The organism is Variovorax saccharolyticus, from assembly GCF_030316765.1.
Lineage (GTDB): Bacteria > Pseudomonadota > Gammaproteobacteria > Burkholderiales > Burkholderiaceae_C > Variovorax > Variovorax saccharolyticus.
Genome location: NZ_JASZYT010000005.1, coordinates 306,069 through 332,509, shown reverse-complemented (window position 1 = coordinate 332,509; position 26,441 = coordinate 306,069). Strand labels below are relative to the sequence as shown.

Annotated in this window: 20 protein-coding genes; 13 read left to right on the top strand and 7 right to left on the bottom strand. The window is 66.6% G+C overall.

Annotated features, from left to right (window positions below; translation table 11 throughout):
- Window positions 1-23: 23 nt before the first annotated feature.
- The 3 genes from QTI45_RS17780 to QTI45_RS17770 form a co-directional block, all read right to left on the bottom strand.
- Window positions 24-845 (bottom strand): MipA/OmpV family protein, encoded by an 822-nt coding sequence (locus tag QTI45_RS17780; protein ID WP_286655373.1) that lies wholly within the window; start codon window positions 843-845, stop codon window positions 24-26.
- Window positions 846-968: 123 nt separating this feature from the next.
- A complete protein-coding gene (locus QTI45_RS17775; protein ID WP_286655372.1) occupies window positions 969-1,442 on the bottom strand; it encodes a hypothetical protein in 474 nt (157 codons plus the stop codon).
- Window positions 1,442-1,594, bottom strand: coding sequence for a hypothetical protein (locus QTI45_RS17770; RefSeq protein ID WP_286655371.1), 153 nt, complete (start codon window positions 1,592-1,594; stop codon window positions 1,442-1,444). Before QTI45_RS17770 ends, QTI45_RS17775 begins: the two co-directional genes overlap by 1 nt.
- A gap of 349 nt (window positions 1,595-1,943) precedes the next feature.
- Here QTI45_RS17770 and QTI45_RS17765 point away from each other — a divergent pair, with 349 nt between their 5' ends.
- The 5 genes from QTI45_RS17765 to QTI45_RS17745 all read left to right on the top strand — a co-directional run bounded on the left by QTI45_RS17765 (window position 1,944) and on the right by QTI45_RS17745 (window position 14,788).
- Window positions 1,944-3,494, top strand: a complete 1,551-nt coding sequence (locus QTI45_RS17765; RefSeq protein WP_286655491.1) for a TerC family protein — start codon at window positions 1,944-1,946, stop codon at window positions 3,492-3,494.
- 125 nt (window positions 3,495-3,619) lie between these two features.
- Complete coding sequence (locus QTI45_RS17760) at window positions 3,620-4,288, top strand: DUF1488 family protein (protein ID WP_286655370.1); 669 nt, start codon at window positions 3,620-3,622, stop codon at window positions 4,286-4,288.
- Window positions 4,289-4,440: 152 nt separating this feature from the next.
- Entirely contained in the window at window positions 4,441-11,673 is a 7,233-nt protein-coding gene (locus tag QTI45_RS17755; RefSeq protein ID WP_286655369.1) for a peroxidase family protein, read from the top strand.
- A gap of 69 nt (window positions 11,674-11,742) precedes the next feature.
- Window positions 11,743-13,422: a type I secretion system permease/ATPase gene (locus QTI45_RS17750; protein ID WP_286655368.1), complete on the top strand. Its 1,680-nt coding sequence runs from the start codon at window positions 11,743-11,745 to the stop codon at window positions 13,420-13,422.
- A gap of 22 nt (window positions 13,423-13,444) precedes the next feature.
- The gene (locus tag QTI45_RS17745; RefSeq protein ID WP_286370487.1) at window positions 13,445-14,788 is read left to right on the top strand and encodes an HlyD family type I secretion periplasmic adaptor subunit; all 1,344 of its coding nucleotides are present in this window, start codon (window positions 13,445-13,447) and stop codon (window positions 14,786-14,788) included.
- On the opposite strand, the gene QTI45_RS17740 is transcribed toward QTI45_RS17745, so the two are convergent.
- The 3 genes from QTI45_RS17740 to QTI45_RS17730 all read right to left on the bottom strand — a co-directional run bounded on the left by QTI45_RS17740 (window position 14,751) and on the right by QTI45_RS17730 (window position 18,188).
- Window positions 14,751-16,091 carry a sensor histidine kinase gene (locus QTI45_RS17740; RefSeq protein WP_286655367.1) on the bottom strand — a complete coding sequence of 447 codons (1,341 nt, stop codon included), beginning with the start codon at window positions 16,089-16,091 and terminating at the stop codon, window positions 14,751-14,753. The genes QTI45_RS17745 and QTI45_RS17740 overlap by 38 nt on opposite strands.
- Window positions 16,092-16,161: 70 nt before the next feature.
- Window positions 16,162-16,839: a response regulator transcription factor gene (locus QTI45_RS17735; RefSeq protein WP_286370485.1), complete on the bottom strand. Its 678-nt coding sequence runs from the start codon at window positions 16,837-16,839 to the stop codon at window positions 16,162-16,164.
- Between the two features lie 938 nt (window positions 16,840-17,777).
- Window positions 17,778-18,188, bottom strand: coding sequence for a hypothetical protein (locus QTI45_RS17730; protein ID WP_286655366.1), 411 nt, complete (start codon window positions 18,186-18,188; stop codon window positions 17,778-17,780).
- A gap of 257 nt (window positions 18,189-18,445) precedes the next feature.
- Between QTI45_RS17730 and QTI45_RS17725 the strand changes: the two genes are divergently transcribed.
- The 3 genes from QTI45_RS17725 to QTI45_RS17715 all read left to right on the top strand — a co-directional run bounded on the left by QTI45_RS17725 (window position 18,446) and on the right by QTI45_RS17715 (window position 20,576).
- On the top strand, window positions 18,446-18,703 hold the full coding sequence (locus tag QTI45_RS17725; protein WP_286655365.1) for a hypothetical protein: 258 nt from the start codon (window positions 18,446-18,448) through the stop codon (window positions 18,701-18,703).
- A 76-nt stretch (window positions 18,704-18,779) separates the two neighbouring features.
- Window positions 18,780-20,363, top strand: coding sequence for an MFS transporter (locus QTI45_RS17720; protein ID WP_286370481.1), 1,584 nt, complete (start codon window positions 18,780-18,782; stop codon window positions 20,361-20,363).
- A gap of 87 nt (window positions 20,364-20,450) precedes the next feature.
- Window positions 20,451-20,576: a hypothetical protein gene (locus QTI45_RS17715; protein ID WP_286370480.1), complete on the top strand. Its 126-nt coding sequence runs from the start codon at window positions 20,451-20,453 to the stop codon at window positions 20,574-20,576.
- Window positions 20,577-20,578: 2 nt separating this feature from the next.
- On the opposite strand, the gene QTI45_RS17710 is transcribed toward QTI45_RS17715, so the two are convergent.
- A complete protein-coding gene (locus QTI45_RS17710) occupies window positions 20,579-21,946 on the bottom strand; it encodes a sensor histidine kinase (protein WP_286370479.1) in 1,368 nt (455 codons plus the stop codon).
- A gap of 460 nt (window positions 21,947-22,406) precedes the next feature.
- Here QTI45_RS17710 and QTI45_RS17705 point away from each other — a divergent pair, with 460 nt between their 5' ends.
- The 5 genes from QTI45_RS17705 to QTI45_RS17685 all read left to right on the top strand — a co-directional run bounded on the left by QTI45_RS17705 (window position 22,407) and on the right by QTI45_RS17685 (window position 26,432).
- On the top strand, window positions 22,407-22,667 hold the full coding sequence (locus QTI45_RS17705) for a hypothetical protein (protein ID WP_286655364.1): 261 nt from the start codon (window positions 22,407-22,409) through the stop codon (window positions 22,665-22,667).
- Window positions 22,668-22,781: 114 nt separating this feature from the next.
- Window positions 22,782-24,050 carry an RNA polymerase sigma factor gene (locus QTI45_RS17700; protein WP_286655363.1) on the top strand — a complete coding sequence of 423 codons (1,269 nt, stop codon included), beginning with the start codon at window positions 22,782-22,784 and terminating at the stop codon, window positions 24,048-24,050.
- Between the two features lie 128 nt (window positions 24,051-24,178).
- Window positions 24,179-24,550: a YciI family protein gene (locus QTI45_RS17695; RefSeq protein WP_286655362.1), complete on the top strand. Its 372-nt coding sequence runs from the start codon at window positions 24,179-24,181 to the stop codon at window positions 24,548-24,550.
- Entirely contained in the window at window positions 24,547-24,921 is a 375-nt protein-coding gene (locus QTI45_RS17690) for a YciI family protein (protein WP_286370471.1), read from the top strand. Before QTI45_RS17695 ends, QTI45_RS17690 begins: the two co-directional genes overlap by 4 nt.
- Complete coding sequence (locus QTI45_RS17685; protein ID WP_286655361.1) at window positions 24,918-26,432, top strand: MFS transporter; 1,515 nt, start codon at window positions 24,918-24,920, stop codon at window positions 26,430-26,432. Before QTI45_RS17690 ends, QTI45_RS17685 begins: the two co-directional genes overlap by 4 nt.
- Window positions 26,433-26,441: the final 9 nt, after the last annotated feature.

Here is a 26,441-nt window from a genome sequence, read left to right as displayed (position 1 = left end):
TCAGCCGCAAGTCGGAACGCCCGTCAGAAACGATACGAGGCAAAGATGCCGTACGTGTTCTGCGACTTGTCCTTGGTGACCGGGCTGTCCTCGGCATCACCCTTGAGCCAGGCAGCGATCACGCTGGCGCCAAGACTCCACTGCGGCGTCAGCTGGTACTGGGCACCGACCGAGAAGCGGACCGTGTTGAGGCCGCCTGAAGCCGCATACGGGCCGATGCCGGCGATGAGGCTCTGCTGGGCGCTGATGCCATAGAAGGTCTGCGTGTACTTGCCGTCGGCCCAGGTGACGCCGGGTCCCGCGGACAACGTGAGCTTGTCGCTCACCTGGTACCGTCCTTCGACGTCGATGGCGATGCGCGTGCCCTGGTCGTTGCCCCCGATATCGGAAACCACGAAGCCACGCACGCTGAGCCAGTCTTGCGTGTACGCGGCAAACACGCTGCCCAGTGCCGTTTCAGAAATATCGCCCCAACCCCGCAGCATCGGCGCATCCGAGGCCGAGCGTGGCTTGCTGAGCTCCCCGCCCAGCGCCACGCCGAAGCGCCAGGCATCGTTCTGGATCAGGTTGGCGCCCACGCCGACCGGAAAGCCGGCGCCGGGGGTGCCCCCGATGAAGAAGCGCCCGTAGTTGGCACTGACCAGGGGCACCGGCACGATCTGCGTGTCGTCGCTGCCCGGGTACTTGGGGCGGCTGAAGACGCCCAGCCCGGCCGAGAAGCGCCAGTTGGTGTCCGCCGCCTGTTCGAGCAAGGCCTGGGCCTGCACGCCTTGCGCGCCGAGCGTTGCGGCGAGCGTCGTTCCCGCGAGGAGCAGGCGTGCGCTGAATGTGCGAATGGTGTTCATGCGGGGGTCTGGTGGTCGATGCCGGAAGTCGATCGGCGGGAACCGGAATTCGATCAGATCTTTCCGGTCCTCGTCACGCAAAAAGGACAGCGATCTTCTCACGTGGAGTTCGATCGCGCCCCGCTACCCCGTCGCCGCGCTTCGACTTCCGTCGAGGCAAAGCTGCTGCAGTTGCTGCAGGTGCGAGCGGAAGGCGGTCGCGGCCACCCAATCCTTGACCGCGTAGCTGACCTGCCCGGAGTCACCGGCGGCAGGCTCCCTGACGTTCACCAGATACTCGCCGCTGTCCGGCCGGGTGTCGAAGGTCACGGTGATGGCGCGAAGCCCGATTCGGGTTTGCTTTGCTTCGCCTCGGCTGGACAGCGTGCAGGCATCGATCACCGTCAGCCTGGTATCGGACTGCGCTCGCGAAAGCTCGAGGTAGCGGTTGAGGGATCGGACATGCTCGACGGGAGACATTGCGTCCAGCCTGACCGCATCGTTGGTGGGATAGCCATCGGTACAGCCGAGTGCCGACGCCCCGCATAGAAGCAGCGCCGCGCGATTCAGCACGCGCATGGCGCCGGGCGAACTCCCGCTCGCACCCTGCGGCAGCATCAGATCAGCGCCAGCAAGGCACCGACGCCGGTCAGAGCGGCAATGCTCGCAAGCAATCCCGCATCCCGCTGGTTGGCCGAGGCGTGCTCTCTCCAGGCCAGGAAGGAAAGAACGACGGCCAGGATGGCCGCCATCGTGAAAAGTTCGTTCATCTGATCGCGAAGTTGAATGCCGCCACGGCGACGAAATGGGCCTGCGCATGGGGCGCACGGAACGCGATGGTGCCGACAGCGCGAGGCGGGGGTGCTTCGATTTCCGTCGCCGGTGCAGGGATTTCGTCCGTGGCCGAGCCGTCGCTTGCGTAGACTGAGGCTGTGACCACTGCTTCAGAGCCGCCCAGTAGGTTGCTGGCGAACGCCAGCGCCCCTGGGCCGACTGCCACGAGATCACCCGATCTCGATCCCCCCTCGCCTCCAGCCTTGCCCGACATGGTTCCGACCATCCCGGGCTTTCCGTGTTGTCGCTCGCCGGCTTGCTCCGGCGCGTGAATCCATCCCCATGATCGAACTTCTTTCGGACCCCGCCGCCTGGGTGGGCCTGCTGACCTTGGTCGTGCTCGAGATCGTCCTCGGCATCGACAACCTCATCTTCATCGCCATCCTGGCCGAAAAGCTGCCTCCGCATCAGCGCGACAAGGCCAGGGTGATCGGGCTAGGCCTCGCCCTCGTGATGCGTCTGGCGCTGCTGTCGGTCGTCTCCTGGCTGGTGACACTGACGACACCCCTGTTCGGTCTGGGCGGTTTGTCCTTCTCCGGCCGAGACCTCATCCTGCTTGTGGGAGGCCTGTTCCTGCTGTTCAAGGCGACCTCCGAATTGCATGAGCGTCTGGAGGGCGTCCCGCACACCGGCCCGGCGACGGCGGCCTACGCAAGCTTTTCGGTGGTCGTCGCCCAGATCGTCGTGCTCGACGCCGTCTTCTCGCTCGATGCGGTCATCACGGCCGTGGGCATGGTGGATCAACTGCCGGTCATGATGGCCGCGGTGGTGATCTCCATCGGCGTCATGCTGCTCGCGTCCAAGGCACTGACGCGCTTCGTCAACGCCCATCCGACCGTGGTCGTGCTGTGCCTCAGTTTCCTCCTGATGATCGGACTGAGCCTGGTCGCCGAGGGCCTTGGCTTTCATTTGCCCAAGGGCTACCTCTATGCGGCCATCGGCTTCTCGATCCTCATCGAGGTGTTCAATCAGTGGGCGCACCGGAATGACCTGAAGGCGCAGGCGCGCCGGCCATTGCGCGAGCGCACCGCCGAATCCGTCATTCGCCTGCTCGGAGGGCGCGGCCGGGACGGAGCGATGGCGCAAGACCCGGCACGCAGTGCGCAGGCCGAGGCGCCGGCCTTCGCGCCCGAGGAGCGCCACATGGTGAGCGGCGTCCTCACGCTCGCCGAACGGAACGTGCGCTCGATCATGACCTTGCGCTCCGACGTGTCCTGGGTGAACCTGGACGATGCGCCCGGACATATCCGAGCACAACTGCTGGACACACCGCACGGCATGTTCCCTGTCTGCCGGGGCTCGCTCGACGCGGTCGTCGGCACCGCACGCGCCAAGGACCTGCTGGCAGCGATCATGCAGAACGACAGGCTCGACGAGACCTGTCTCCGTGCGCCGCTCTATGTTCCCGAATCGACGACCGCCATTCGCGTCATAGAGATCCTGCGCAAGGCACGGGGCCAGCTGGTCCTCGTCAACGACGAGCACGGCGCGCTCAGGGGCCTGGTCACCCCGATCGATGTGCTCGAAGCCATCGCGGGGGAGTTTCCCGACGAAGACGAGACACTCGAAGTCCAGGCGACCGGGCCGGGCCAGTGGTCGGTCGCCGGAACGGCGGACCTGCGCCTGCTGGAGCAGGTGCTGCAAACCCACGGCCTCGTGAGCCACGATGACAGCTACATCTCGATGGCAGGGCTGCTGCTGGCGAAACTCGGCCACCACCCCGGCATCGGCGAAGTCTGGACGCACGACGATCTCGCATTCGAGATCACCGACGCTGACGAGCAGAGGATCAAGTCGGTGGCGGTTCGCCGGGTCATGTCCGAAAGTGAACACTGAGGCAAGGGCCGCTCATTGGCTTTCGCCAGTGCTGTATCAGTTCGTCTCATTGCTCTCCTCGTGTGACGACTGGCGGCTCTGCGCGTGTGCCCGCATACCATCCCAGGCAAGCGAGGACTTTAGCGATGCCGACTCTGATCGTGACGAAGAACGGGATAGCGCTGCGCAACGTGCGGCTCCTCGAGGGCGAGTTCAGGATCGGTCGCGGCAAGAGCAACCACCTGGTCTTTCCGAGCGCCACCGTCAGCAAGACGCACGTCGTCCTCACGCGGCAAGGTCGGTTCGTCACGCTTCACGACCTCCACAGCACCAACGGCACGCTGGTCAACGGCGATGAGGTGATGCTGCGGCCGCTGCTGGACCGGGACATCATCCAGATCTGCGACTACGAAATGATGTACCTGGACCGGGACTTCGCATCGGCCGAAGTCATCGAGGATCCCCCGCTCGATCCCGAGGTGGAAGACCTGGAAACCGATCGGGCGCCTCTCGAGGCCGCCCGGGACGTCGATGCGAACGGCCATCGGATCGGCGGCTCACGCGGCGCGCGCTGGGTCGGCAATGGGGTGGCCTTCGCCCTCGCCGCGCAAGGCCGCGAGATTCAAGCCCTGATCACCGACGACGCGCTCGCCTCCCATTTCGGGGCCAGCGTGCACGCCTCGGATGGCGCCAGCCGCGCGGTGAGCGCATACGAAGAGAACCATGTGGCGATCAACGTGGCCGCATGGTCGCGCTATGACGCCACGCAGCGTGAGCCGATCATCGTCCGGGCTTCCGATTTCGATTCGGTCTGATGCGGGGCCGCCTCCGGTGCCTTGCACTGGCGATGCCGCCACCCGATCAACTACTCATCAAAACTTAAGGAGATCTTAAGAGTCGGCGCTGAGACTGTCGTTGCTGGAAGAAACGTTCTCCAACATGCTTTCACAACCTGAGGAGCCGCGACATGTCCGTTACCGTCAACCAAGCAGACCTCGAATTCATCCTTGCGCAGATCAAGATCTCGGAAGCTCATGCTGCCGGTCAACCTCTGTTCGGGCCGGGTGGGTTGGTCCCCGCATACAACCTCAGCCTGGGCCTGCGGACGGTGGACGGCACCTACAACAACCTGCTTCACGAGACCTGGGGTGCCGCCGATCAGCAGTTCCCGTCGCTGATGGATCCGGTCTACCGGCCGGCTGACGGCACGCTGTTCGATCCCGACGGGCCCGGGGGCGCGCCCGCCATGCAGACGGCGCCGAACTACAACCCGAGCAACAACCCGAATTCGCTGGTCTTCGACTCGAGCCTGCGAACCATCTCCAACCTGCTCGTCGATCAGACCCTGGGCAATCCGGCTGCGATCCTGACTGCGCTGGAGCGCGCCGGATCGAGCAACGCGATGGCCGACCTTGCATTGGTCACAGCCGTCTATCAGACCTTCAAGCCGGCCCTGGATGCCGAATACCAGGCGCGCGTCGTCGCGCAGAACGCCCAGAGCGCGCTGGATGCCCTGCTGGCAAATCCCGAGTCGCCGCCTGCGGATGTCGAGGCGGCCCAGACCGCACTGGCGACCGCACAGTCCCAGCACGCCACGACGGTCGCTACCCTGGACGCCGCCCGCGTGGTTCGCGACGCCGGGGTCGAGCCCTTCGGCATCACGATGGACGGCGACAACGTCAGCCTGCCCAACATCTCGCCGGACGGCGGTCTTTCGGCCTCCTTCAACTCGTGGTTCACCCTCTTCGGCCAGTTCTTCGATCACGGCCTCGACCTGGTCAACAAGGGAGGCAGCGGCACCGTCTTCATTCCCCTGCAACCGGACGATCCACTCTACGTCGAAGGCAGCCACACCAACTTCATGGTGCTGACGCGTGCCACCGTCTCGGCCGGACAGGACGGCGTCATGGGCACCGCCGACGACGTCGGTCCGGTGAATACCACCACCTCCTTCGTCGACCAGAACCAGACCTATACCTCGCATTCCTCGCATCAGGTCTTCCTGCGCCAGTACGAGCTGAACGACGCCGGCCAACCGGTCGCGACCGGCAAGCTGATCGAAGGCGCCAACGGTGGCATGGCGACATGGGGCGAGGTCAAGGCACAGGCGCTGCTGCTGGGCATCAAGCTGACAGACTTCGACGTCGGCAGCGTGCCTTTGCTCAGGACGGACCAATACGGAAACTTCATTCCCGATCCGGTGACCGGATTCGCGCAGGTCATCGCGGGCATCGGCGCCGATGGCATTCCGAACACGGCGGACGACATCGTCTTCTCGGGCACGCCGGACAACCCCGTCGATCCGTCCGACCTGGTGCCGGACGGCGACCCGCTCACGCCTCCCACGGTCTCCGCGCTGCGCACCGGACACGCCTTCCTGGCCGACATCGCGCACGAGGCGGTGCCGATCGGCAAGCTCGCCGATGGCGACATCACGATCGGCCTGGCCAATCCGGGCAATGGCGATACCGAGTACGACAACGAACTGCTCGACGCCCACTTCATCGCCGGTGACGGCCGCGTCAACGAGAACATCGGCCTGACCGCCGTGCACCATGTGTTCCATGCCGAGCACAACCGCATGGTCGAGCACAACAAGCAGGTCATCCTGGAAGTGGCGGAGGGCGGCAACCTGGACTTCCTCAACGAGTGGCTGCTCGAAGACGTCGACGCCCTGCCGACCGACCTCGGCACCCTGGTCTGGGATGGCGAGCGGCTGTTCCAGTCCGCCAAGTTCACCACCGAGATGCAATACCAGCATCTGGTGTTCGAGGAGTTCGCGCGCAAGATCCAGCCGCAGATCAATCCGTTCGTGGTGCCCGACGGCTTCGACGTCACGATCGATCCCTCGATCGTGGCCGAGTTCGCGCACGTCGTGTACCGCTTCGGCCACTCGATGCTCACCGAGTCGATCGACCGCCTGGACCCGAGCTTCAACGCCGACAACATCGGCTTGATTCAAGGCTTCCTCAATCCGGTTGCGTTCGACTCCGAGCATGCGATCACCGACGACGTGGCCGCCGGCGCCATCATCCGGGGCATGACGCGGCAGGTGGGCAACGAGATCGACGAGTTCGTGACGGGCGCACTGCGCAACAACCTGTTGGGCCTTCCGCTCGACCTCGCCACCATCAACCTCGCACGCGGCCGCGACACCGGCGTGCCATCGCTCAACGCCGCCCGGGCACAGTTCTACGACGCCACCAACAACGCCGCCGAACTCAGGCCCTACGACAGCTGGGTCGACTTCGCGGGCAACCTCAAGCACGAGGCCTCGATCATCAATTTCATCGCGGCCTATGGAACGCACTCGCTCATCACGAGCCAGACCACGATCGAAGGCAGGCGGGACGCAGCGCTGACGATCATCACCGGGGTCTCGGTCGACGGCCTGCTGGTTCCGGTCGACGCCGAGGACTTCCTGAACGGTACCGGAGCCTACGGCCCCGGGAGCGGCGCCCGCGGAGGGCTCGACAACGTCGATCTGTGGATCGGCGGGCTGGCAGAGAAGATTCTTCCGTTCGGCGGGATGCTGGGCTCCACGTTCAACTTCGTGTTCGAGCAGCAGATGGAGAACCTGCAGAACGGCGACCGCTTCTACTACCTCCAGCGCCTCGACGGGCTGCACCTGTTCGGCGAGATGGAGAACAACTCCTTCGCCGAGATGATCATGACCAACACGAACGCGACGCACCTGCCGTCGGACGTGTTCTCTACACCCGGCCTGATCCTCGAGATGGATCGAACCCAGCAGTACAACCCCTTCCCGGGCATCCTCGGGCTTGAAACAGCCGGCGCGGACGGCATCCTGCTCGACAACCCGGCGACGCCGGACGTGGACGAGAGCGCCGACAATCGCTTCGACGGCGATCCCGTCGGCGGCGGCATCCTGACGCCGCTGGTGATCCGCAACAATCCCGCCACCGCCGGGCCGGACACCAACTATCTCCGGTACACGGGCGATCAGCACGTGGTGCTGGGCGGGACCGAAGGCAACGACATCATCATCGCCAGCGAAGGCGACGACACGATCCATGCGGATGGCGGCAACGACATCCTCGAAGGCGGCGCGGGCAACGACATCATCAATGCCGGCGACGGCGATGACATCGTCCGCGACCTGGGCGGCGACGACAACATCAAGGCCGGCGCGGGCAACGACGTGGTGCACGGCGGCCCCGGCCTGGACCTGATCATGGGAGGCGACGGCCAGGACTTCATCGTGCTCGGCACGGATGCCGGCTCCGAAGTGTTCGCCGGCCAGGGCAACGACTTCATCCTCGGCAGCAAGAACGCCGAACGCATCCTGGGCAACGAGGGCGACGACTGGATCGAGACCGGTACCTTCGACGGCGCGCCGGGCGACAGCTTCGACGAGATCTTCGCGCGCGACAGCATCGTGGGACACGACGTCTTCCTGGGCGACGGCGGTTTCGACGAATTCATCGCCGAGGGCGGCGACGACATCATGGTCGGCAGCCCCGGCCGCGGAAAGCTGGCCGGCATGTCCGGCTGGGACTGGGTGACCTACAAGGACAACACCTTCGCAGTGGACGCGGACCTGACCCGTGCCATCGTGTTCGACGAGAACCCGACGCCGCCCCAGAACGGCACGCTCGATGCCTACGAATCGGTCGAAGGCCTGTCCGGCACGCGGTTCAACGACGTGCTGGTCGGCGCCGACACGGTCGCCGCAGATCGGCTGCCCTTCCTCCAGGGCGGCACCGAAGGCTACGCCGGAAGCGCGCTCGACGCCGCCGGCATCGCCCGCATCAGCGGCCTGCAGGCCCTGCTGGGCGACACCGCGACCAGCTTCATCGCCGGCGACATCATCCTCGGCGGCGAGGGCAGCGACCTCATCCGGGGCGGCGGCGGCGACGACATCATCGACGGCGACAAATGGCTCAATGTCCAGATCGGTGTCTTCGCGACCAACGATCCCGAGCACCTCGGTACGCCGATCGCGCTTCACAGCAGCATGAAGACGCTGGTCAACAGCATGTTCGCGGGAACCATCAATCCAGGCCAGCTGGCGATCGTCCGATCGATCAGTTCGGGCCCCATGCCGGGCACTCCGGCGCTCTTGCCGGGCCAACCGGCCCCGGTCTACATCGACACGGTCGCGTACGTGGGTCCGCTGGCCAACTACGCCTTCGGGAGCACCAGCGACGGCCGGCTCACCGTGACCGACATCAGCGCCGATGCGATCGAAGGAACCGACACGCTGAGCGGCATCGAGAGGTTGCAGTTCGATGGCGGCGTCGTCCTCAACATCGTCGCCGGCACCAATGCCGACGACGTGCTCAACGGCACGGAGGGCGACGACATCCTGATGGGCTTCGCAGGCAACGACATCCTGAACGGCAACGGCGGCAACGACGTGCTGATCGGCGGCGCCGGAACCGACACACTGAACGGCGGTGCGGGGAACGACACGCTGGTCGGCGGGGCGGACAACGACACGCTCAACGGTGGCCTGGGCGACGACACCTACAGCTTCGGCCTCGCGGACGGAAGCGACACGATCAACGAGGCGGTCAGCGCGACGAGCGGCGGCACCGCCGACCGCATCGTGATACTGCCAGGTGTGCTGGAACCGGTGGCCGGAACGCTCAACCCGATCACCGGCCTCAACGCCGCGGACAACAACACCGCCACGACTACCGGCAGCCTGGTGCTCAACTTCAACGGCCAGACCGTCACCGTCGCCGGCCACTTCACCGGCGGCACGGCCGGCACCGGCGTGGAGCGAATCAACTTCAGTGACGGCGTCTTCCAGGGCTACCTGCTCGGAGCGGACGACTACCTGGTCAGCCGCCTGGACCCCACCGGCGGTGGTCGCACCATCAACCTGTCGGCTTCGGTGGTCAACAACTTCATCGCGGGCGAGAACGGCACCAACGACGTCATCACCGGCGGCAGCGGCAACGACCTGATCTTCGGAGGCACCGGCGACAACACGCTCAACGGCGGCGCCGGCGACGATCTGCTGGTGGGCGGCTCGGGCGCCAATGACGACGACGTGCTGGACGGCGGCCTCGACGCCGACACGATGGTGGGCCTGGGCGGCAACGACACCTACATCGTCGATGACCTGGCCGACGTGGTGGTCGAGGCGGCGGGCGCCGGAACGGACGAAGTGCAGACCGAAATGGCCGAGTACTCGCTCGCGCTCGTCGACAACGTGGAGAACCTCACGTACACCGGCCTCGACGCGGACCAGTTCGTCGGCACGGGCAATGCACTCAACAACGTCATCAGCGGCGGCGACCTCGCCGACACGCTGGACGGTGGCCTGGGCAACGACACGCTGAACGGCGGTCTGGGCGCCGACATCCTGATCGGCGGCGACGGGAACGACATCCTCAATGGCGGCGACGACGACGACTCGCTGAATGGCGGCGTCGGCACCGACACGCTGAACGGCGGCGACGGCAACGACACCCTGCTGGGAGGCGACGGCATCGACACCTTGAACGGGAACGACGGCAACGACACCTTGGACGGCGGCCTCGGCGTGGACGTCATGAACGGCGGCGCCGGCGACGACACCATCCTCGTGGACAACGCGGGGGAAAGCGTCAACGGCGGCGACGGCACCGATACCGTGCAGGCGACCGTCTCCTACACGCTCGGAGCGAATGTCGAGAACCTGGTCCTGCTGGGCACCGCGGCCAACGGGACCGGGAACGGGTTGGCCAACGTCATCACCGGCAATGCCTCGAACAACGTGCTGACCGGGGGCGGCGGCATCGACACCGCGAGCTACGCCACGGCAGCCACCGGGGTGACCGTTTCGCTGGCCATCGCGGCAGCGCAGAACACCGTGGGCGCGGGCACCGACACGCTGGCGACCATCGAGAACCTGCTGGGCAGCAACTTCAACGACACGCTGACGGGCAACGGGGTCGCCAACGTTCTGAGCGGCGGCGCCGGCAACGACGTGCTGAACGCAACGATCGACAACGTTCGCGACACCCTCGATGGCGGCGCCGGAACGGACACGGCGAACTATTCGTCCTACGGGCCGGCCGCCGCGCTCAGCGTGAATCTGGGCGGCGCCGGTCAGATCATCGTCGGCGGGTCGGGCTCCAACGCGGCCAATTCCGACGTGCTGGTGGCCATCGAGAATTTCACCGGAGGCAGCGGCAACGACGCGATCACCGGCAGCACCGCCAACAACGTGCTGAACGGCGGCGCGGGGGCGGACACCTTCACCTACACGATCGGCGGCGGCGCCGACACCATCGACGGCGGTACCGGAACCGACACGCTGAACATCCTCGGGGCCGGCAACAACGATGTCCTCGATGTCGTCCTCACCGGCACGGCCATCACCTCGATCGAAGGCGGGACCGTCACCAACGTCGAGGCCATCAGCGCCAATCTCGGTGGCGCCGCCGATACGCTGTCCTATGGCGCCACGACCTCGAACGTGACGGTCAATCTCTCGGGGGCAACGGACACGGCGACCGGCTTCACGTCGATCACGAGCATCCTGAACATCACCGGCGGCTCGGGCAACGACACACTGACAGGCGACGCGGGCGCCAACACGCTCAACGGCGGGGCCGGCAACGACACCATCAGCGGCGGGGCCGGCGCCGACATCATCAACGGCGGGGCGGGAGCCGATGTCCTGATCGGCGGCGATGGTGCCGATCAGATCAACACGGGCGCCACCAACGACAACCTGCAGGACGTCTTCAGGTTCAGCGCTGCCAGCGAGTTCGGCGACACGGTAACCGGCTTCGATTCCAACGGAACGACCGCGACGGACGATCGCATCGAGTTCGCCGGCGCGCTCAACACGGCCTGGGACGACGGCAACAGCGACGACAACTTCCTGTTCGCTTCGGGGAACGGGGGCGCCGGCACGGTGAACGTCACGATCGGCCAGGCCAACGCCAACGTCGAGGCGCTGCTGCTGTCGGGCGCGGTCGCCGCCGAAGGCGTGACCACCGGCAATCTGGGCAGTGCAGCGGCGGTCGCGGCGGCGTTCAACAACGAGTTCGTCATCACCGCCCTGAACGGCGAAGACGCGATGCTGGTCATCAACGACACCGGAGGCGGCAACAGCTTCTCCGTGTGGCAGTGGGTCCAGGCCGGCGGCGGGGAAATCACCGCCGCGGAGTTGACGCACATCGGCACCTTCACGGCCAACGCCACGGTCACGGCGGACAACTTCGACTTCGTTTGAGCGCAAGGTGAAGAGGGACGGGGCCGGTTGCGCGAGCGGCCGGCCCTGCACAACGGAGGAGACCAAGACATGACGCCGATCTGGGCCAAGCTGAAGCCGCTGCTGTTCAACCTCGCACTCTTTTCATTCGTCATCAATCTGCTGTACCTGGTGCCTGCGCTGTTCATGCTGCAGGTGTTCGACCGGGTGCTGCCGACCAACAGCCGGGACACCCTGTGGGTCCTGCTGGCGGGAGTCGCTTCCGCACTGGCGATCCTGCTCGTGCTGGACTATGTGCGACTGCGCCTGCAGCATCTCATGGGGAACGTGATCGACGAGCGGCTCTCGCCGCCCGTGGTGCACGCGGTGGTCACCGCTGCTGCCCGCTCGCCGCTTCACGCGCGGCCCGATGCGATGCGCGACATCGCCACGCTGCGCAGCCTGTTCTCGGCCAACGGCTTGACGGCGCTGATGGACGCGCCGTGGATCGTGGTCTATGTGGCGGTCATTGCGGTCTTCCATCCGGCGCTGGGCTGGGGTGCCGCCGGCGCCGCCGTCCTCATGATCGGCCTGGCCTGGCTCAACGACCGCATGAACCGGAAGTCGCTGGACACGGTACAGAAGGAAGTGCGCCAGGCCTCGCGCTACGTCGAAGGCTCGCTGCGCAACGCCGAGGTGCTGCAGGCCATGGGCATGACCGAGCGCCTGCTGGACCGCTGGCGCAAGCAGCAGGACGAAGCGCTGGCCCTTCAAGGCAGCACCAGCCATGCGAGCGTGAGTTTCAGCGCCGCATCACGCTTTGTGCGCCAGGGCGTGCAGGTCATGATGATGACGATCGGCGCCTACCTGGTGCTCACGCAGGCGGCTTCGGCGGGCGTCATGATCGCCACCACCGTGCTGCTCGGCCGCGCCCTGCAGCCGGTGGAACAGATCGTCGGCAGCTGGCGGGTTCTCAGCGAGGCGCGCTCGGCCTATCGCCGCCTGCGCGACCTTTGCGGTCAGCTGAAGGACGCCCCGCGCCTGGCGCTGCCTCGCCCCACCGGCCGCTTGCGCGTGGACAACATCTCGTTCCGTCCGCCCGGCATCGAGAAACTGGTGCTCTCCGGCGTGTCCTTGAGCCTGTCCGCGGGCGAGTCCCTGGCCATCATCGGGCCCAGCGCTGCCGGCAAATCCACCCTCGCGCGGCTGCTGACCGGCATCTGGCAGCCGACCATCGGGACGGTCCGGCTGGACGGCAACGACATGTCGACCTGGCCACGGCGCGAACTCGGACCCTGGATCGGCTATGTGCCCCAGGACGTGGAACTGTTCGACGGCACCGTGGCGGACAACATCGGCCGCCTCGGGGAACCGAATGCGGAAGCGATCATCGCCGCGGCCCAACGCGCCAACGCCCACGACATGATCGTGCAGCTGCCGCAGGGCTACGACACGCCGATCGGCGACGGCGGCTCGCGCCTGTCGCCCGGTCAGCGCCAGCGCATCGCGCTGGCCAGGGCGATGTTCGGCGACGTGCGCCTGCTGGTGCTCGACGAGCCGAACGCCAGCCTCGATACCGAGGGAGAGATCGCGCTGGCCCGCGCGCTGAGCAGCCTGCGCGCCGAAGGCGTGACTTCGATCGTGGTGACGCACCGCCCGTCCCTGATCGCGCATGTCGACAAGATCCTGATTCTCGAGGGCGGCCACGTGAAGCAGTTCGGGCCGGCTGCGGAGTTGATGAAGTCGATGCAGAGGCAGGCGCAGGCGGCGCTCACCGAGCGCGCCGCATGACCCGCCAGAAAGGCTGAAGTCCATGTCTCACGTCCAAGCGATCCCGCCGGGTGGCGATGCAGCACCGCGCAAGACCAACGAACAGCTGATCAGGAAATTGACGGCACTGGGGCTGGGAACGGTGCTGGCCATCGTCGTTCCACTGGCCCTCTGGATCGGGCTGGCGCCGCTGGCGATGGCGGTGGTGGCGCCGGCGCATGTGAAGGTCGATCTCAATCGGCGGCCGGTGCAGCACCTGGAAGGCGGCATCGTTCGTCAGGTCCTCGTCCGCGACGGGCAGGTGGTCAAGGAAGGCGATCCCCTGGTCGTCATCGGTGACGTGGGGGTCGATGCGGACCGCAACCGGCTGACCTACCGCCTGGCGGTTGAACGCACGACGCTCGAGCGGCTCGACGCGGAGCAGCGGCGCGCCGGCAAGCTGGTGTTCTCCGAAGCGCTGCGCGCGGAGGCCCAGAAGGACCCTCGCCTGCAGGACGCGATGGCCAAGGAAGCAGCCTTGTTCTCCGCCCGGCAGCATGCACTGCAAAGCGAACTGGCCCTGATCAAGCAGCTGCGTCAGCGCGTGCAGCAGGAAATCGGCGCGCTGGAAGCTCAAGGCGCCAAGGCGCAGGAGTCGCTCGGCCTGCAGCATCGCGACCTCGATGCCAATCGCGATCTGGTGCGCGAGGGCTTCGTCTCGACCGCGCGGATCAACCAGATGGAGGCCGCGGTGGCGGACTACACCTCCAAGCTGGAGGAGCGTCGCTCCGAGCTCGCGCGCGGCCATGGGCGACTGATCGACGCGGACATCAAGAGCAACTCGATCATCAATGAATACCTTCGCTCCGCCAGCGACCAGCTGAAGACGACGGTGGCCCGCGTGAGCGAGATCGAGCAGGAGCTGCGCAAGTCCGACGACGCCACGACGCGCCAGGTCGTCCTCGCGCCGGCAGCCGGCGAGATCATCGACCTGAAGTTCACATCCGCCGGGGCCGTCGTGCGTCCAGGTGAAGCGATCGCGGAGATCGTGCCGAGCAACACGGCGCTGATGATCGAGGCCCAGATCCGGCCGGAGGAAGTCAACAACGTGCTGGTCGGGCAAGCCGCCCGCATCAAGTTCACGGCGTTCAAGTACCGGAACGCCACGATGGTGACCGGCAAGGTCACCTATGTCTCGGGAGATCGGTTCACCGACAAGGTGACCCAATCTCCCTACTACAGCGTGTTGATCCTTGCCGACCCCGAATCGGTGAAGGCAGTGGGCGACCTCAAGATGCAGGCGGGCATGCCGGCCGAGGTCTATATCGAGGGCGGCTTCCAGACCGCCCTGCAATATCTTCTCGACCCGGTCACTTCCACGATGCGCCGGGCGGCGCGCCAGATGTGAGTGCCTGATGGGAAAGCGGAAATCGGACCTCGACCCGCAGGCCGCCCAGCGGAGATTCGAGCAAGCGCACCACCGCCTGATGCGCCTGCGCCACCGCCTGCACGATCGACAGGCCGAGCCCGACGCCGTGGCCGTCGACACGGCCGAGGCGGTTGAAGCGCTGGAAGGCCTCGGCATGCTGGCTGGCAGGGATGCCGGGGCCGGAATCATCCACGCACAGGAGAACCGCCTGCCTGTCCCTGGAGCTGCCGACCTCGATGGAGCCGCCGGCAGGCGTGAAGCGGATCGCGTTGGCGATGAGGTTGTGCATCAGCATGTGGACACCGAGTTCGGCCGCGGGCACCTCGTCGACCGCGAATCGGCGCTTGAGCGTGAGCTGCCTCTCGGCCGCCAGCGGCCCCAGATCGCACATGACGCTGCGGTAGAGCGCTTCCAGATCGACCGAGTCCATGCGATGCCCGCCCACGGCCGTCAGGCTGTCGATGCGGGCGAGATCGAGCAGCCGGTTCAGCAGGTGGCTGGCCTGGTCGATGCCTGTCATCAAGCTGCGCAGCGAGGTCGACAAGTCCCGGGGCGAGTCGGTCGACATGGCGGCCAACTGCGCCTGCGCTCGCAAGCCGGCCAGAGGCGTACGCATCTGATGCGCGGCCACGGCCGTGAACTCCCTTTCGACGGACAGCGCCTTCTTGAAGCGGTTGAACAGTTCGTTGATCGCATCGACCATCGGCTTGAGCTCCGCGGGCGGGTTGGCGGGCTTGAGGATGGAGAGATCGAGCGGATGCCGCTCCTTCAGTTGGGAAGCGTAGCCGTCGACGGAGTGAAGGGCGCGGTCGAGAAACCACCAGGTGGCGACGAAGATCAGAAGCAGCGGGACCGCCAGGAAGGCCAGAAAGTACCCGGTGGTGATGCCGGCGGCGATCTCCCGGTCTCGCATGCGCTCCGCGATCTGGATGACCATCCCGCTCTTCCTTGCGCCCTCGGCATAGGTTCGGACCGCTTCGCCATCGACGCTTGCTTCACCGAAGCCACGCTCGTCGAGCGGACGCATCGGGTCGGTCGAATCCGCTTCGTGACTGTGATGCAGGAGTTGGCCCTCGCGCGACCAGATCTGATAGTGGTATCTCGAGCCGAGCGAACCGGCGGTCTCCTTCGCCGCGTCGCCAAGCCCCTTGATGATTCCTTCTTCCTCGATCTCGTGCTCGACGAAGGCGAGCACTGTCTTCGCCAACGTGACCAGCCGGGCATCCAGCACGTTCCTGTCGGCAATCAGATCGGCCCGATGCATGGCGATGCCGCCCGCCATCAAGGTGGCGATGCAGACGAAGATGGCGATTGCCGAGACCCGGCGGCGCAGGGACCAGGAGGCGATCAGCTTAGACATTTCGGCATTCGGGCCCGAGTTGATAGCCGACGCCTCGCACCGTGAGGATCAGGTCCGGCGAGAGCTTTCGCCGCAGGTAGTGAACGTAGACCTCGACCGCGTTGCTCTCGACCTCGACGTCGAAGGTGTAGAGAGCCTCTTCGAGCTGGGAGCGGGTCAGGACCTGGTTCTTGCGGCGGACCAGGATCTCGAGCAGCCAGAACTCCTTGTTGGTCAGGGAAACGGGTTCGCCGTGCCAGGTCGCCATGCGGTTGGAGGGGTACAGCTTCAACGGGCCATGCTCCGGATTGCCCGACGCGGGAGCCTTGCCCTGCACCCGGCGCAGCACGGCGCGGACCCTCGAGGCCACCTCGTCCAGGTCGAGCGGCTTGACCATGTAGTCGTCCGCACCCATGTCGAGCAGCTTGACGCGATCCGCGATCCCGCAGCGCGCGGTGATCACGATCACGGAGACCGAGAATCCCCGCGTGCGCATGCTCTTGAGGAGCACATCGCCGGGCACTTCCGGCAGGCCCAGGTCCAGCAGGACGCAGTCGTAGTTGCAGGACGCGAGCGAACTGAGAACGCCTTTGCCCGAATGACTCCAGTCCACGGCGTAGCCGGCGCGTACCAGACCCTTGTGAACGGCACTGCCCAGCAGTTCGTTGTCTTCGACCAGAAGCAAGCGCATGGGACGCTCCTCGAGGTCAGGACTCGTGGCGCAAGGTCACAGTCTGAAGCGTGCTGCCTGCTGCAGTGCGCCGCCTCCGTGGATGAAGGACTGGCGGATCGGCTTGGATGAGCGCTGGCATGGGAGCTCTCCTGGCTGTATCAAATGGTCGGTTTTCGGGCGCAAGAAGTGTCATGCGGCACGCGCACGCGCCGCGTCGACGGTCAGCCCGCACTGCGGGCTTCTAGGTGTTGGAAGGGCCTGCTTCGAGGGCCGGACGGCGTTCGAGATGTCGCCGCGCGGGTCCTACTGGCAGAGCATGCACAGACGCCACCGCGTTTGGGGGCGACTCGGAACATCGGGTGCTTGGCGCAAACCTGGACCGACCCGCGACTTCTTCATGGACGGGGGCGGGCCGATGGCCGATCGTTCGTGGACTTTTGCCATGTGCACTTGTGTCTCCTGTGCTTGACGGTCTGCATTGCATAACGCAACCAGCCGTATCAAATGTATTGTTGGTTACGTGAAAGTGCAATCTTTTTTCTTATCCAACATAAGTAACGACATCGGACTTGGCGCTACCAGAGCCTCCACCATGGGCGCCGCTGCCGCATGTGCAGCGGGCGGAGGTCGAGGCGATCGATGATGCTGGCTGCTGCCCCGAAGCGGCTGGCGGGCTCGGCTTGCTCGGCCGGTGACAAGCGGCCGGGTGGCGTCGCTTCAGGCATCGAAGGCGAGCTCGACAGGTTCAGCGAATCGGGGACTGTGTCCGGTGGGGGCATGGCGGCGACTCTGGCAGGAGCATTGTTAGGAGGGCAGATGGCCGAACCATAGCCGACTCTTGCGCGACGCCTCCGTGCATTTTGCTCAAGGGCGGCCGCCGTTGGCGGACTATCCGGGACTGACCCGACTCACCCACATCGACACGAGCAACACGTGTGGACTCGTCGATTCTTCGTTCAAGGGGCGAAGCCGCCGACAAAGGCCGCACCCCCACCGCCCCACGCACCCCAATCCACGTTGTTCATCTCGTCGATCTGCGCCTCTCGCAGGTCCTCGTTGTTCATGCGTTGGTGATACCGCATCTCCTGGTAGACCGAATACTGGGCCGAGTTGCCGACCAGCACCATGCCATTCGAGGAATCGCGCATCATGTAGTAGAGGCCACCCTTGTACTTGACGGGCGTGACGGAGTCCTGGGGCAGTTTCGCGTAGAGCGCCTTCTGTTCAGGAGTGGTCGGTGTCACGATCTTGAAGCCCGCCGCGATTGCGATCTTGTCGCGGTCCGGATGGCTGGTTGCGCAGCCGGCAGCCATCGCAATCAGTGCAATGGCGCAGATGCTCTTGAAGATGGACGGAAGTTTGTTCATTGCTTTTGCCTGGAGTGAAGAACAGATGAAACCTCGGCCTGAACTGTAGCCTTGATGCCGACGCGCACGGTGCCGGCGCCAACTGCCGCTTCGGTCGGCACACGCTGGCATCAGGGGGCAAGGCTGCATCACAGGAACAAGAATCGTTGTAATTCTCCCCTCCACTTGCGTTCGCCGCCCTCTACGCACGGCGCTGTCGTTCACTTGTACAGTGCAGCCGCACGAGCCCTCCCGAAGGCGACGCGAAGTGGACGCCGATGATCTCCAGGAAGCCATTGCGAGCGAGGCCACAGGACCAGCCTCAGTTCGTTCAACTGCCGCGCGTGCCTGCGCTCCGGCCGCGCGAGCTGGCGGTCCTGGAGGCCTTCGGCCGACTCCCTGCGGAAAGCCGAACCCCCAGCGCCGCGGTGCTGGCGCTGATGCGTCAGGGGATCGACGTGCCGCACTCGACGCTGACCCAGATCCTGCAGCGTTTGGAGCGCAAGGGCCTCATCCATCTGGATCGCAAGAGGTGATCGGCGGGGGTCGGCACCTGTAGCCCTCGAAAAGAAGCGACCGACGCCCCGCCCATAATCGGGCGAAAGTCCTTCGATGCCCGCCGCTTCCCACTCCATCTGGTCCCCGTTGCGTCTGCCCGCCTTCCGGGGGCTATGGACCGGCAGCGCCATCTACTTCACCGGCAACGCCATGCAGGTCATGGCGGCCTCGTGGCTGATGGTGGAGCTCACGGGCTCCTCTTTCCTCGCGGCGCTGGTTCAGACCGCCGTCTTCCTGCCGATGTTCCTGCTGGCGCTGCCCGCGGGCGTGCTGGCCGACATCACGGACCGGCGACGGCTGATCCTGAATGCGCTGGCCGTCCAGGTGGCGATCGTCCTCGTCCTGTCCCTGCTCGCATTGGCGGGATGGGCAGGCCCGGGGACCTTGCTGCTGTTCACCTTCGGCGCCGGCTGCTGCACCGCGCTGTTGTCGCCCGCCTGGAACACCAGCCTGGCCGACACCGTGCCGCGCGAGGACATGCCGCAAGCCATCACGGCGATGTCCATCGCCTGGAACAGCGCACGGGCGCTGGGGCCGTCGATCGCGGGCTTCGTTTTCGCATGGCTGGGCGCGGGCTGGGTGTTCGTGGTGGCCGCCGTCAGCGTCCTGGTGATGATGCAGGCACTGCGGCGCTGGCCTCCTGCGCCCCATGCGCAGTCCCCCCTGCCGGCGGAACGGCTCTGGAGCGGGACCCTCGCCGGCCTGCGCTATGCCAGACACTCGCCGATCATCCTGGCGCAGTTGCTGCGCACCGTGGCCTACAGCGGTGCGGGTTCGGCCCTGTGGGCGCTGCTGCCGGCCATCGCGGCGCAGCAACTGAAGCTGGGCGCAACCGGGTTCGGCTTCCTCATGGGATGCCTGGGCACGGGCGCGGTGGCTGCGGGCCTGGTGCTGGGCAGGCTGCGCGCACGCCTGGGACTCGAGCGCCTCGTCGCAGGGGGTTGCATGGTGTTCGCGGCCGTGATGGTCATCGCTGCCTACGTGCGCATACCGGTCGTCGTGTTCGCGGCGCTCGCCATCGGCGGCGCCGCCTGGATGGCGGTGATGGCCACCTTCAACACCGCCACGCAGTCCAGCGCGCCGCCCTGGGTCCGTTCACGCGCCGTGGCACTGCACACGCTCAGTGCGCTGGGTTCGTTCGCCATCGGCTCGGCCTTCTGGGGTGCCGTGTCCGGCATCACGGGGCTGGCGATTGCGCTGAGCCTCGCGGCGGTCGTCATGGCGGGCGGCGTGTTTCTCTCCCGCTGGCTGCCGTTGCGCATGGGCGCCTCGCAGGAGATCACACCCGTCGCCCTCTGGGATGATCTTCCGATCAAGAATCAGCCGCTGCCGGGAGATGGCCCGGTCTCGGTCGAGATCTGCTACTGCATCCGTGCCGGCGAGGCCGAGGAGTTCCTCAACGCCGTGACCCAGCTGCGCGCCTCCCGACGGCGCGACGGCGCCACGCTCTGGCGCGTCTATCGCGACCTCGGCGACCCTTCGCGGTACATCGAACGCTTCATCGTCACTTCGTGGGCCGAATACCTGCACCAGCGCGCCCGCGCCACGCTGGCCGACCAGGAAGTCGAGGCCCGCGTGCGGGTGTTCTTGCGCGAAGGCGAGGCGGTGACGACCCAGCACTACCTCGCCGAGCGTTGAGGTGAACGCCCGGAGTGTCTTTTCTCTATTGTTCCCCTCGAACCCGATGCGTAAAAGGTCCTGGCCCGTCGCAGCCAGGAGCCTTGGATGAAAAGGGACAGTGAATCAAGGAACACCACGAAGCGCGTGCGAAGCGCATTGCGCTGGACCTTCGTTGCGGTGCTGCTCCTGCTGGTCGGCGTGGGCACCTATCACCACATGGTCGGCAACTAGGTTCAACCGCAGTCGAGCGCGATCCTGCACTTCGCCAGGTCCGGGTCCACGTCGCGAATCTCCATGCTCACGCGGGTGCCGCGACCCTCGACGGAGGCAATCGTCAGCCGGGTGTTCAGCGCCGCCGCGAGGCGCGTGACCAGCGACAGGCCGATGCCCATGCCGTCCGGCGCCAGCCTGGTCGCCGCATCGACCCGATAGAACTCGGCGAAAACGTTCTGGATCTGGTCGGCCGGAATCCCGATGCCCTGGTCCCACACCTCGACACGCACGCAGCCCGCACGCATGCGCGTGGCCAGCAGGATCTTCGTTCCGGGGTGGCTGTACTTGATGGCGTTCGCAAGCACATTGCCGATCATGCGTTGCAGGCGCGCGGCGTCGGTCTGCAGGAGTGCGTCGACGACGCGCACGCGCAGCTCGATGCCCTTCTCGCGGGCCAGCGGGTCGGCGGTCGACACCAGCGCTGCGATGACTTCGGCGATGCGCGTCGGGCCGACCGCGAGCTGCACTTCGCCGGAATCGAACTTGGACAGGTCGAACAACGAGTCGAACAGGCCATTGACGGCCCGGCTCGCGCGATGGATCTTGGGCGCGAGTTCGAGGTGCATGTCCGGGTAGGCCTCGAGGTACTCCGCATAGATCGCCAGCGCCACGGCAGGCTGGCGGATGTCGTGCGTGGCGGCGGCGAGAAAGCGGTTCTTCGTCTGGACGGCCTCGACCGCCTCGCGCTTCTGGGCGGCGAGATCGAAGACCAGTCCGTAGTGTTCGCGCTGGGTCCTGTGCATCTCGCGCGTCATGCGGTTGGTGAGCGCCCATTGAAGGATCGCCAGCGGGATGAACCAGACGGCCGTGTGGGAGGTGGGGGACGGGTGCTGCCAGGCGACCAGCAGCATGCCGCAGAGCGCCGACGCGAAGAAGGCCGTGGTGTACACGCGACCCAGCGCGGGAAGCAGCGCCAGCCGGGGCGTCGGCACGTACATCATCCCGGCCAGGATCGACCAGCAGGCGAATTCGCTGATGTCGCCGAGGCGATCGAAGAAGAGAAGGACCGAACTGCCGAGACCGATCGCCAGCACCAGGTAGACCGGCCGGATGTCGCGCACGAATCCGCGCTGCACCGCCGTCGGTGCGTCCTGGAGATGGCGCACATAGTTGGTCTCGGCCAGATGGCGCAGGATGTAGCACGCAGCGACCACCGTGATCCAGGGCATCACATGCTCCATCGGGATCACGCGCAGGCACAGGGATGCCATGACGATGCACAGGAGCAGGCCGAGCGGGACCTGCCCGAGCGACTCGCGCATGTAGCGGTTGACGAGGCTGCGCCGGATGAATTCCTCCCGTTCGTCGAGCGGGACGCCGGGCGCCATGAGGGGGGCAGAAGACAGCGATGGGAAACAGGCTACTGCGACCGGAGGTCGGGTCGGCGAGACATCGGGCTGTCCAGGCATCGGTGGGGGTCCGGGTTGCAAAGGGTCGGCGGCCAGCTGCCGACGCCCATCGCGAGTTGAGAAAACAGTCACATGATCGGCTTGAATTGTGGGGGCCATCGTAGGACGGACGCTCCGTCGCTTCGCCCGACGCACGGGACGAATACGCACGATGTGTGACTTTTGATCGCGGGGCCGAACCCGCAGGAAAAGAACGAAGAAGTTCTTTTAGGTGGGCGCCGCGAGGTTCAGGGCAGACTCTTTCGATCGCCCTGTGGGGCCTGTCGGGGTGCTCGTGCAGTGCCGAGTGTCGTATCCCGCCCTCCTCCTAGAATCACTTCCGCCGCGCTCTTCGCCTGTCGCGTGGCCAGACCGCAACCCTCTCACCGAGGTCATCCGCATGAAGTCCTGTTCGTCCTTCTTCGCCGGCGTCGCCAGTGCAGCCCTCCTCATGGGCTGCGCTGCCGCCTACGCGCTCTCGCACCCGAACTTCCAGAACGCCGAAGATGCGCTGCAGGTCGCGATCAATCACGTTCGCGGCGCTCAGCAAGTCAATGGTCCGACCTTCGGCGGGCACGCGGCGCGCGCCATAGAGCTGATCCAGCAGGCCAAGCAGGAGATCGCGATCGCCGACGAGTATCACCGCGGCATCCGCTACTAGGTGTGATGCTTCAATAGGCAAGCCGGGAACGAGTCGCCCAAAGCGATAGCATTCGTCGCAGCGCGTGGCGATGTCGACCCGGAGGCGCATCGGATGCCAAAGAAATCGAGTTCCATGCTTCAGTCGGCGCCACGGCTTGCGCCCGAGGTGGTGCGCGAAACCCTGGACGCCATGTACCGGGAGGAGTCGCGCCGCATCTTCGCCACGCTGGTCCGGCTTCTCGGCGATTTCGACCTGGCCGAGGAAGCCTTGCACGATGGCTTTCGCGCTGCGCTCGAACAATGGCCCACGCAGGGAGTCCCCGACCATCCGCGCGCGTGGCTGGTGTCGGCCGGGCGCTTCAAGGCCATCGACACCATTCGCCGCCGAGCGCGTTTCCAGGCGTGGGACGACTCGGCGGATGCCGTCGAGGCGGCGCCGGATGCCGCCCCCGCATGGGACGAGGAGGCGGAAGTCCTCGAGGACGATCGGCTTCGCCTGATCTTCACCTGCTGCAATCCCGCGCTGGCACCGGACGCGCAGGTCGCGCTCACGCTGCGCGCGGTGTGCGGACTCGCGACCGAAGACATCGCCAGCGCCTTCCTGGTGTCGGCACCCACGATCGCCCAGCGCATCGTCCGCGCCAAGGCCAGGATCCGCGATGCGGGCATCCCGTACCAAGTGCCTTCGGCAGCGGATCTGCCGGAGCGGCTGGATGCCGTGCTGCGCGTGATCTACCTGGTCTTCAACGAGGGCTATGCCGCCTCCTCGGGCGAAACGCTGACCCGGGCCGACCTGTGCGCCGAGGCGATCCGGCTCGGGCGCTTGCTGCTCGACCTGCTTCCCGAGCCCGAGGCCCTGGGGCTGCTGGCGCTCATGCTCCTGCAGGAGTCGCGCCGTACCGCACGCACGTCCGTGTCGGGCGACCTGGTGCTGCTCGAGGCGCAGGACCGCGGGCTCTGGAACCGCGAAATGATCGCCGAAGGGGCCGCACTGGTGGCCCGCGCCTTCGCGGCGCGCCGCATCGGCCCCTACACGCTGCAAGCCGCCATCGCGGCCGTGCATGCCGAAGCCGCCGATGCGGCCACCACCGACTGGGGGCAGATCGCCGGCCTCTACGAGCTGTTGTCGAGGGCCGAGCCCTCGCCGGTGGTCGCACTGAACCGCGCGGTCGCGATCGCCATGCGCGACGGCCCGGCGGTGGGCCTCGCGCTGATCGACGGCATCCTCGCGACCGGCGAACTCGCGGACTATCACCTGGCCCACGCGGCACGCGCCGACCTCTGCCGGCGGCTCGGCCGCAATGCGGAGGCCCGCAGTGCATACGAACGCGCACTGGCGCTCGCCCGCCTGGCACCCGAGCGGAAGTTCCTCGCGCGAAGACTGGCCGCGCTGCCGGCATAGCTGGCGGCATGGCGCGGCGCGATGCATGCCGATACAAATTTCCTGCGCTGCCCCGTGGATGGATGTCGATCCGTGGGCTCGCCGAACGACCAGTGGGTGTCCCATCACTCGAAGTCCTGGAGAGTCCCATGAAATACCTGTGTCTGATCTATGTCGAAGAGGCGCTGCTCGACGCCCTTTCCGACGCTGCGAGCGCTGCGCTCGCCGCCGAATCGATGGCCTGCCAGGAAGAACTGGCATCGCGCGGCCAACTCGTCGCGGGGCACGCCTTGCAGCGCGGCAAGCGCGCCAAGGTGGTGGCACTGCGCAGCGGAAGGATGTCGCGAAGGGACGGCCCGTTCGTCGACGCGAAGGAGCAGCTCGGCGGCTTCGTGCTGATCGAGGCCGGTGATCTCAACGCGGCGATCCGGATCGCGTCGGGCATTCCGCTCGCGCGCGTGGGCAGCATCGAAGTGCGGCCCATCGCCAAGGTCGATCGCATGGAGGCGAGCACGTCATGAGATACCTCTGCATGATCTTCGCGACACAAGCGCAGGTGGACGCGATCCCGCCCGCCGAGCTGCCGGCCTTCGTGAACGCGCACCTCGACTACGACGACCAGCTCGGCGCCAGCGGCAAGCTGGTCGCCTCCGAGGGGCTGGAGTCCGCCGACAAGGCGGTGGTCGTGCGCATGCGCAACGGCAAGCTGTCCGTGACCGATGGTCCTTTCATCGAGACCAATGAGCAGCTCGGCGGCTTCTACCTTGTGGACGCTGCGGACGACGAGGAAGCCCTGCGCATCGCGGCGGGGATCCCCTCGGCGCGGGTCGGCAGCATCGAGGTGCGGCCGGTGCTGGCGCCGCCCGAGGGCACTGCGGGAGACGCACGATGAAAGCGGCCACCGCCGGCGCCGGCGCCCAGCCGAAGGCGACGGCGCGCGAATGGATCGGCCTCGCCGTCATCGCGCTGCCCTGCCTGCTCTACGCGATGGACCTGACGGTCCTCAATCTCGCGGTGCCCCACCTGACCGCGGCGCTGCGCCCCACGAGCGCACAGATGCTCTGGATCGTCGACATCTACGGCTTCATGCTGGCGGGTTCGCTGATCACGATGGGCACGCTGGGCGACCGCATCGGGCGGCGCAAGCTGCTGCTGATCGGCGCCGCCTGCTTCGGCGCCGCATCGGTGCTTGCCGCCTTCTCGACCAGCGCCGGAATGCTGATCGCCACCCGCGCGCTGCTCGGCGTCGCCGGCGCCACGCTCGCGCCCTCGACCCTCTCGCTGATCCGCAACATGTTCCTCGATGCCCAGGAGCGCACCGTCGCCATCGGCGTCTGGGTGACCAGCTTCGCGGTCGGCGGCGCCATCGGGCCCCTGGTCGGCGGCCTGCTGCTGGAGCATTTCTGGTGGGGCTCGGTGTTTCTGGTGGGCGTGCCGGTCATGGCACTGCTGCTCGCGATCGGGCCCTGGCTGCTGCCGGAGTACCGCGACGAGAAGGCGGGCCGCCTCGACCTGCCCAGCGCGGCGCTCTCGGTCGTCGCGGTGCTGGCGGTGATCCATGGGCTCAAGCGCATCGCGGAGTCGGGCCTCGGCGCCTGGCCGATCGCGGTGATGGCAGCGGGCGTCGCGACCGGTATCGCCTTCGTCAGGCGCCAGGGGAAGCTGGCCGATCCGTTGATCGACCTGCGGCTGCTGCGTGCGCCGGCCTTCAGTGCGGCGCTGCTCATCAACACGCTGGGCTTCTTCGTCGGCTTCGCGGCCTTCCTGCTGATCGCGCAGTACCTGCAACTGGTGCTCGGCCTGTCGCCGCTCGAAGCCGGCCTGTGGTCGCTGCCGTCCAGCCTGGCATTCATCGTCGGGTCCAACCTGGCAGCGCGCTTGGTGCGCCGGATCCGCCCGGGTTTCGTGGTCGCCGCGGGCCTGGTGCTGGCTGCAGCCGGCTTCGGGCTGCTGGTGCAGCTGGACCGGGACAACGGCTTGCGCATGCTCGTGATCGGCTATGTGATGCTGTCGCTCGGGCTGTCCTTCGTGTTCACCCTGGCCGCCGACATGCTGGTGGGAGCCGCGCCTGCGGAGCGCGCCGGCACGGCTTCGGCGCTGTCCGAGACCAGCTCGGAACTGGGCGGTGCGCTCGGCATCGCGATCCTGGGCAGCGTGGCCGTCGCCGTCTACCGGCGCGCGATGGCGGGGGCCGACCTGGCGGCAGGGCTTGCCGGACCGGCGGGCGATCGCCTCGGCGACGCGTCGCGCGAGGCCTTTGCCCAGGCCTTCGAGCTGACCGCGCTCATCAGCGCCGCCGTCGCGCTGGCGGCCGCATTGCTGGCAGCGGTCATCCTGCGCGAAGTCGGAAGGCCTCCGGCGCCGAGATCGTCGCAGCCGGAGCCGATCTCCAGCCTGAAATAATCCGCCGGG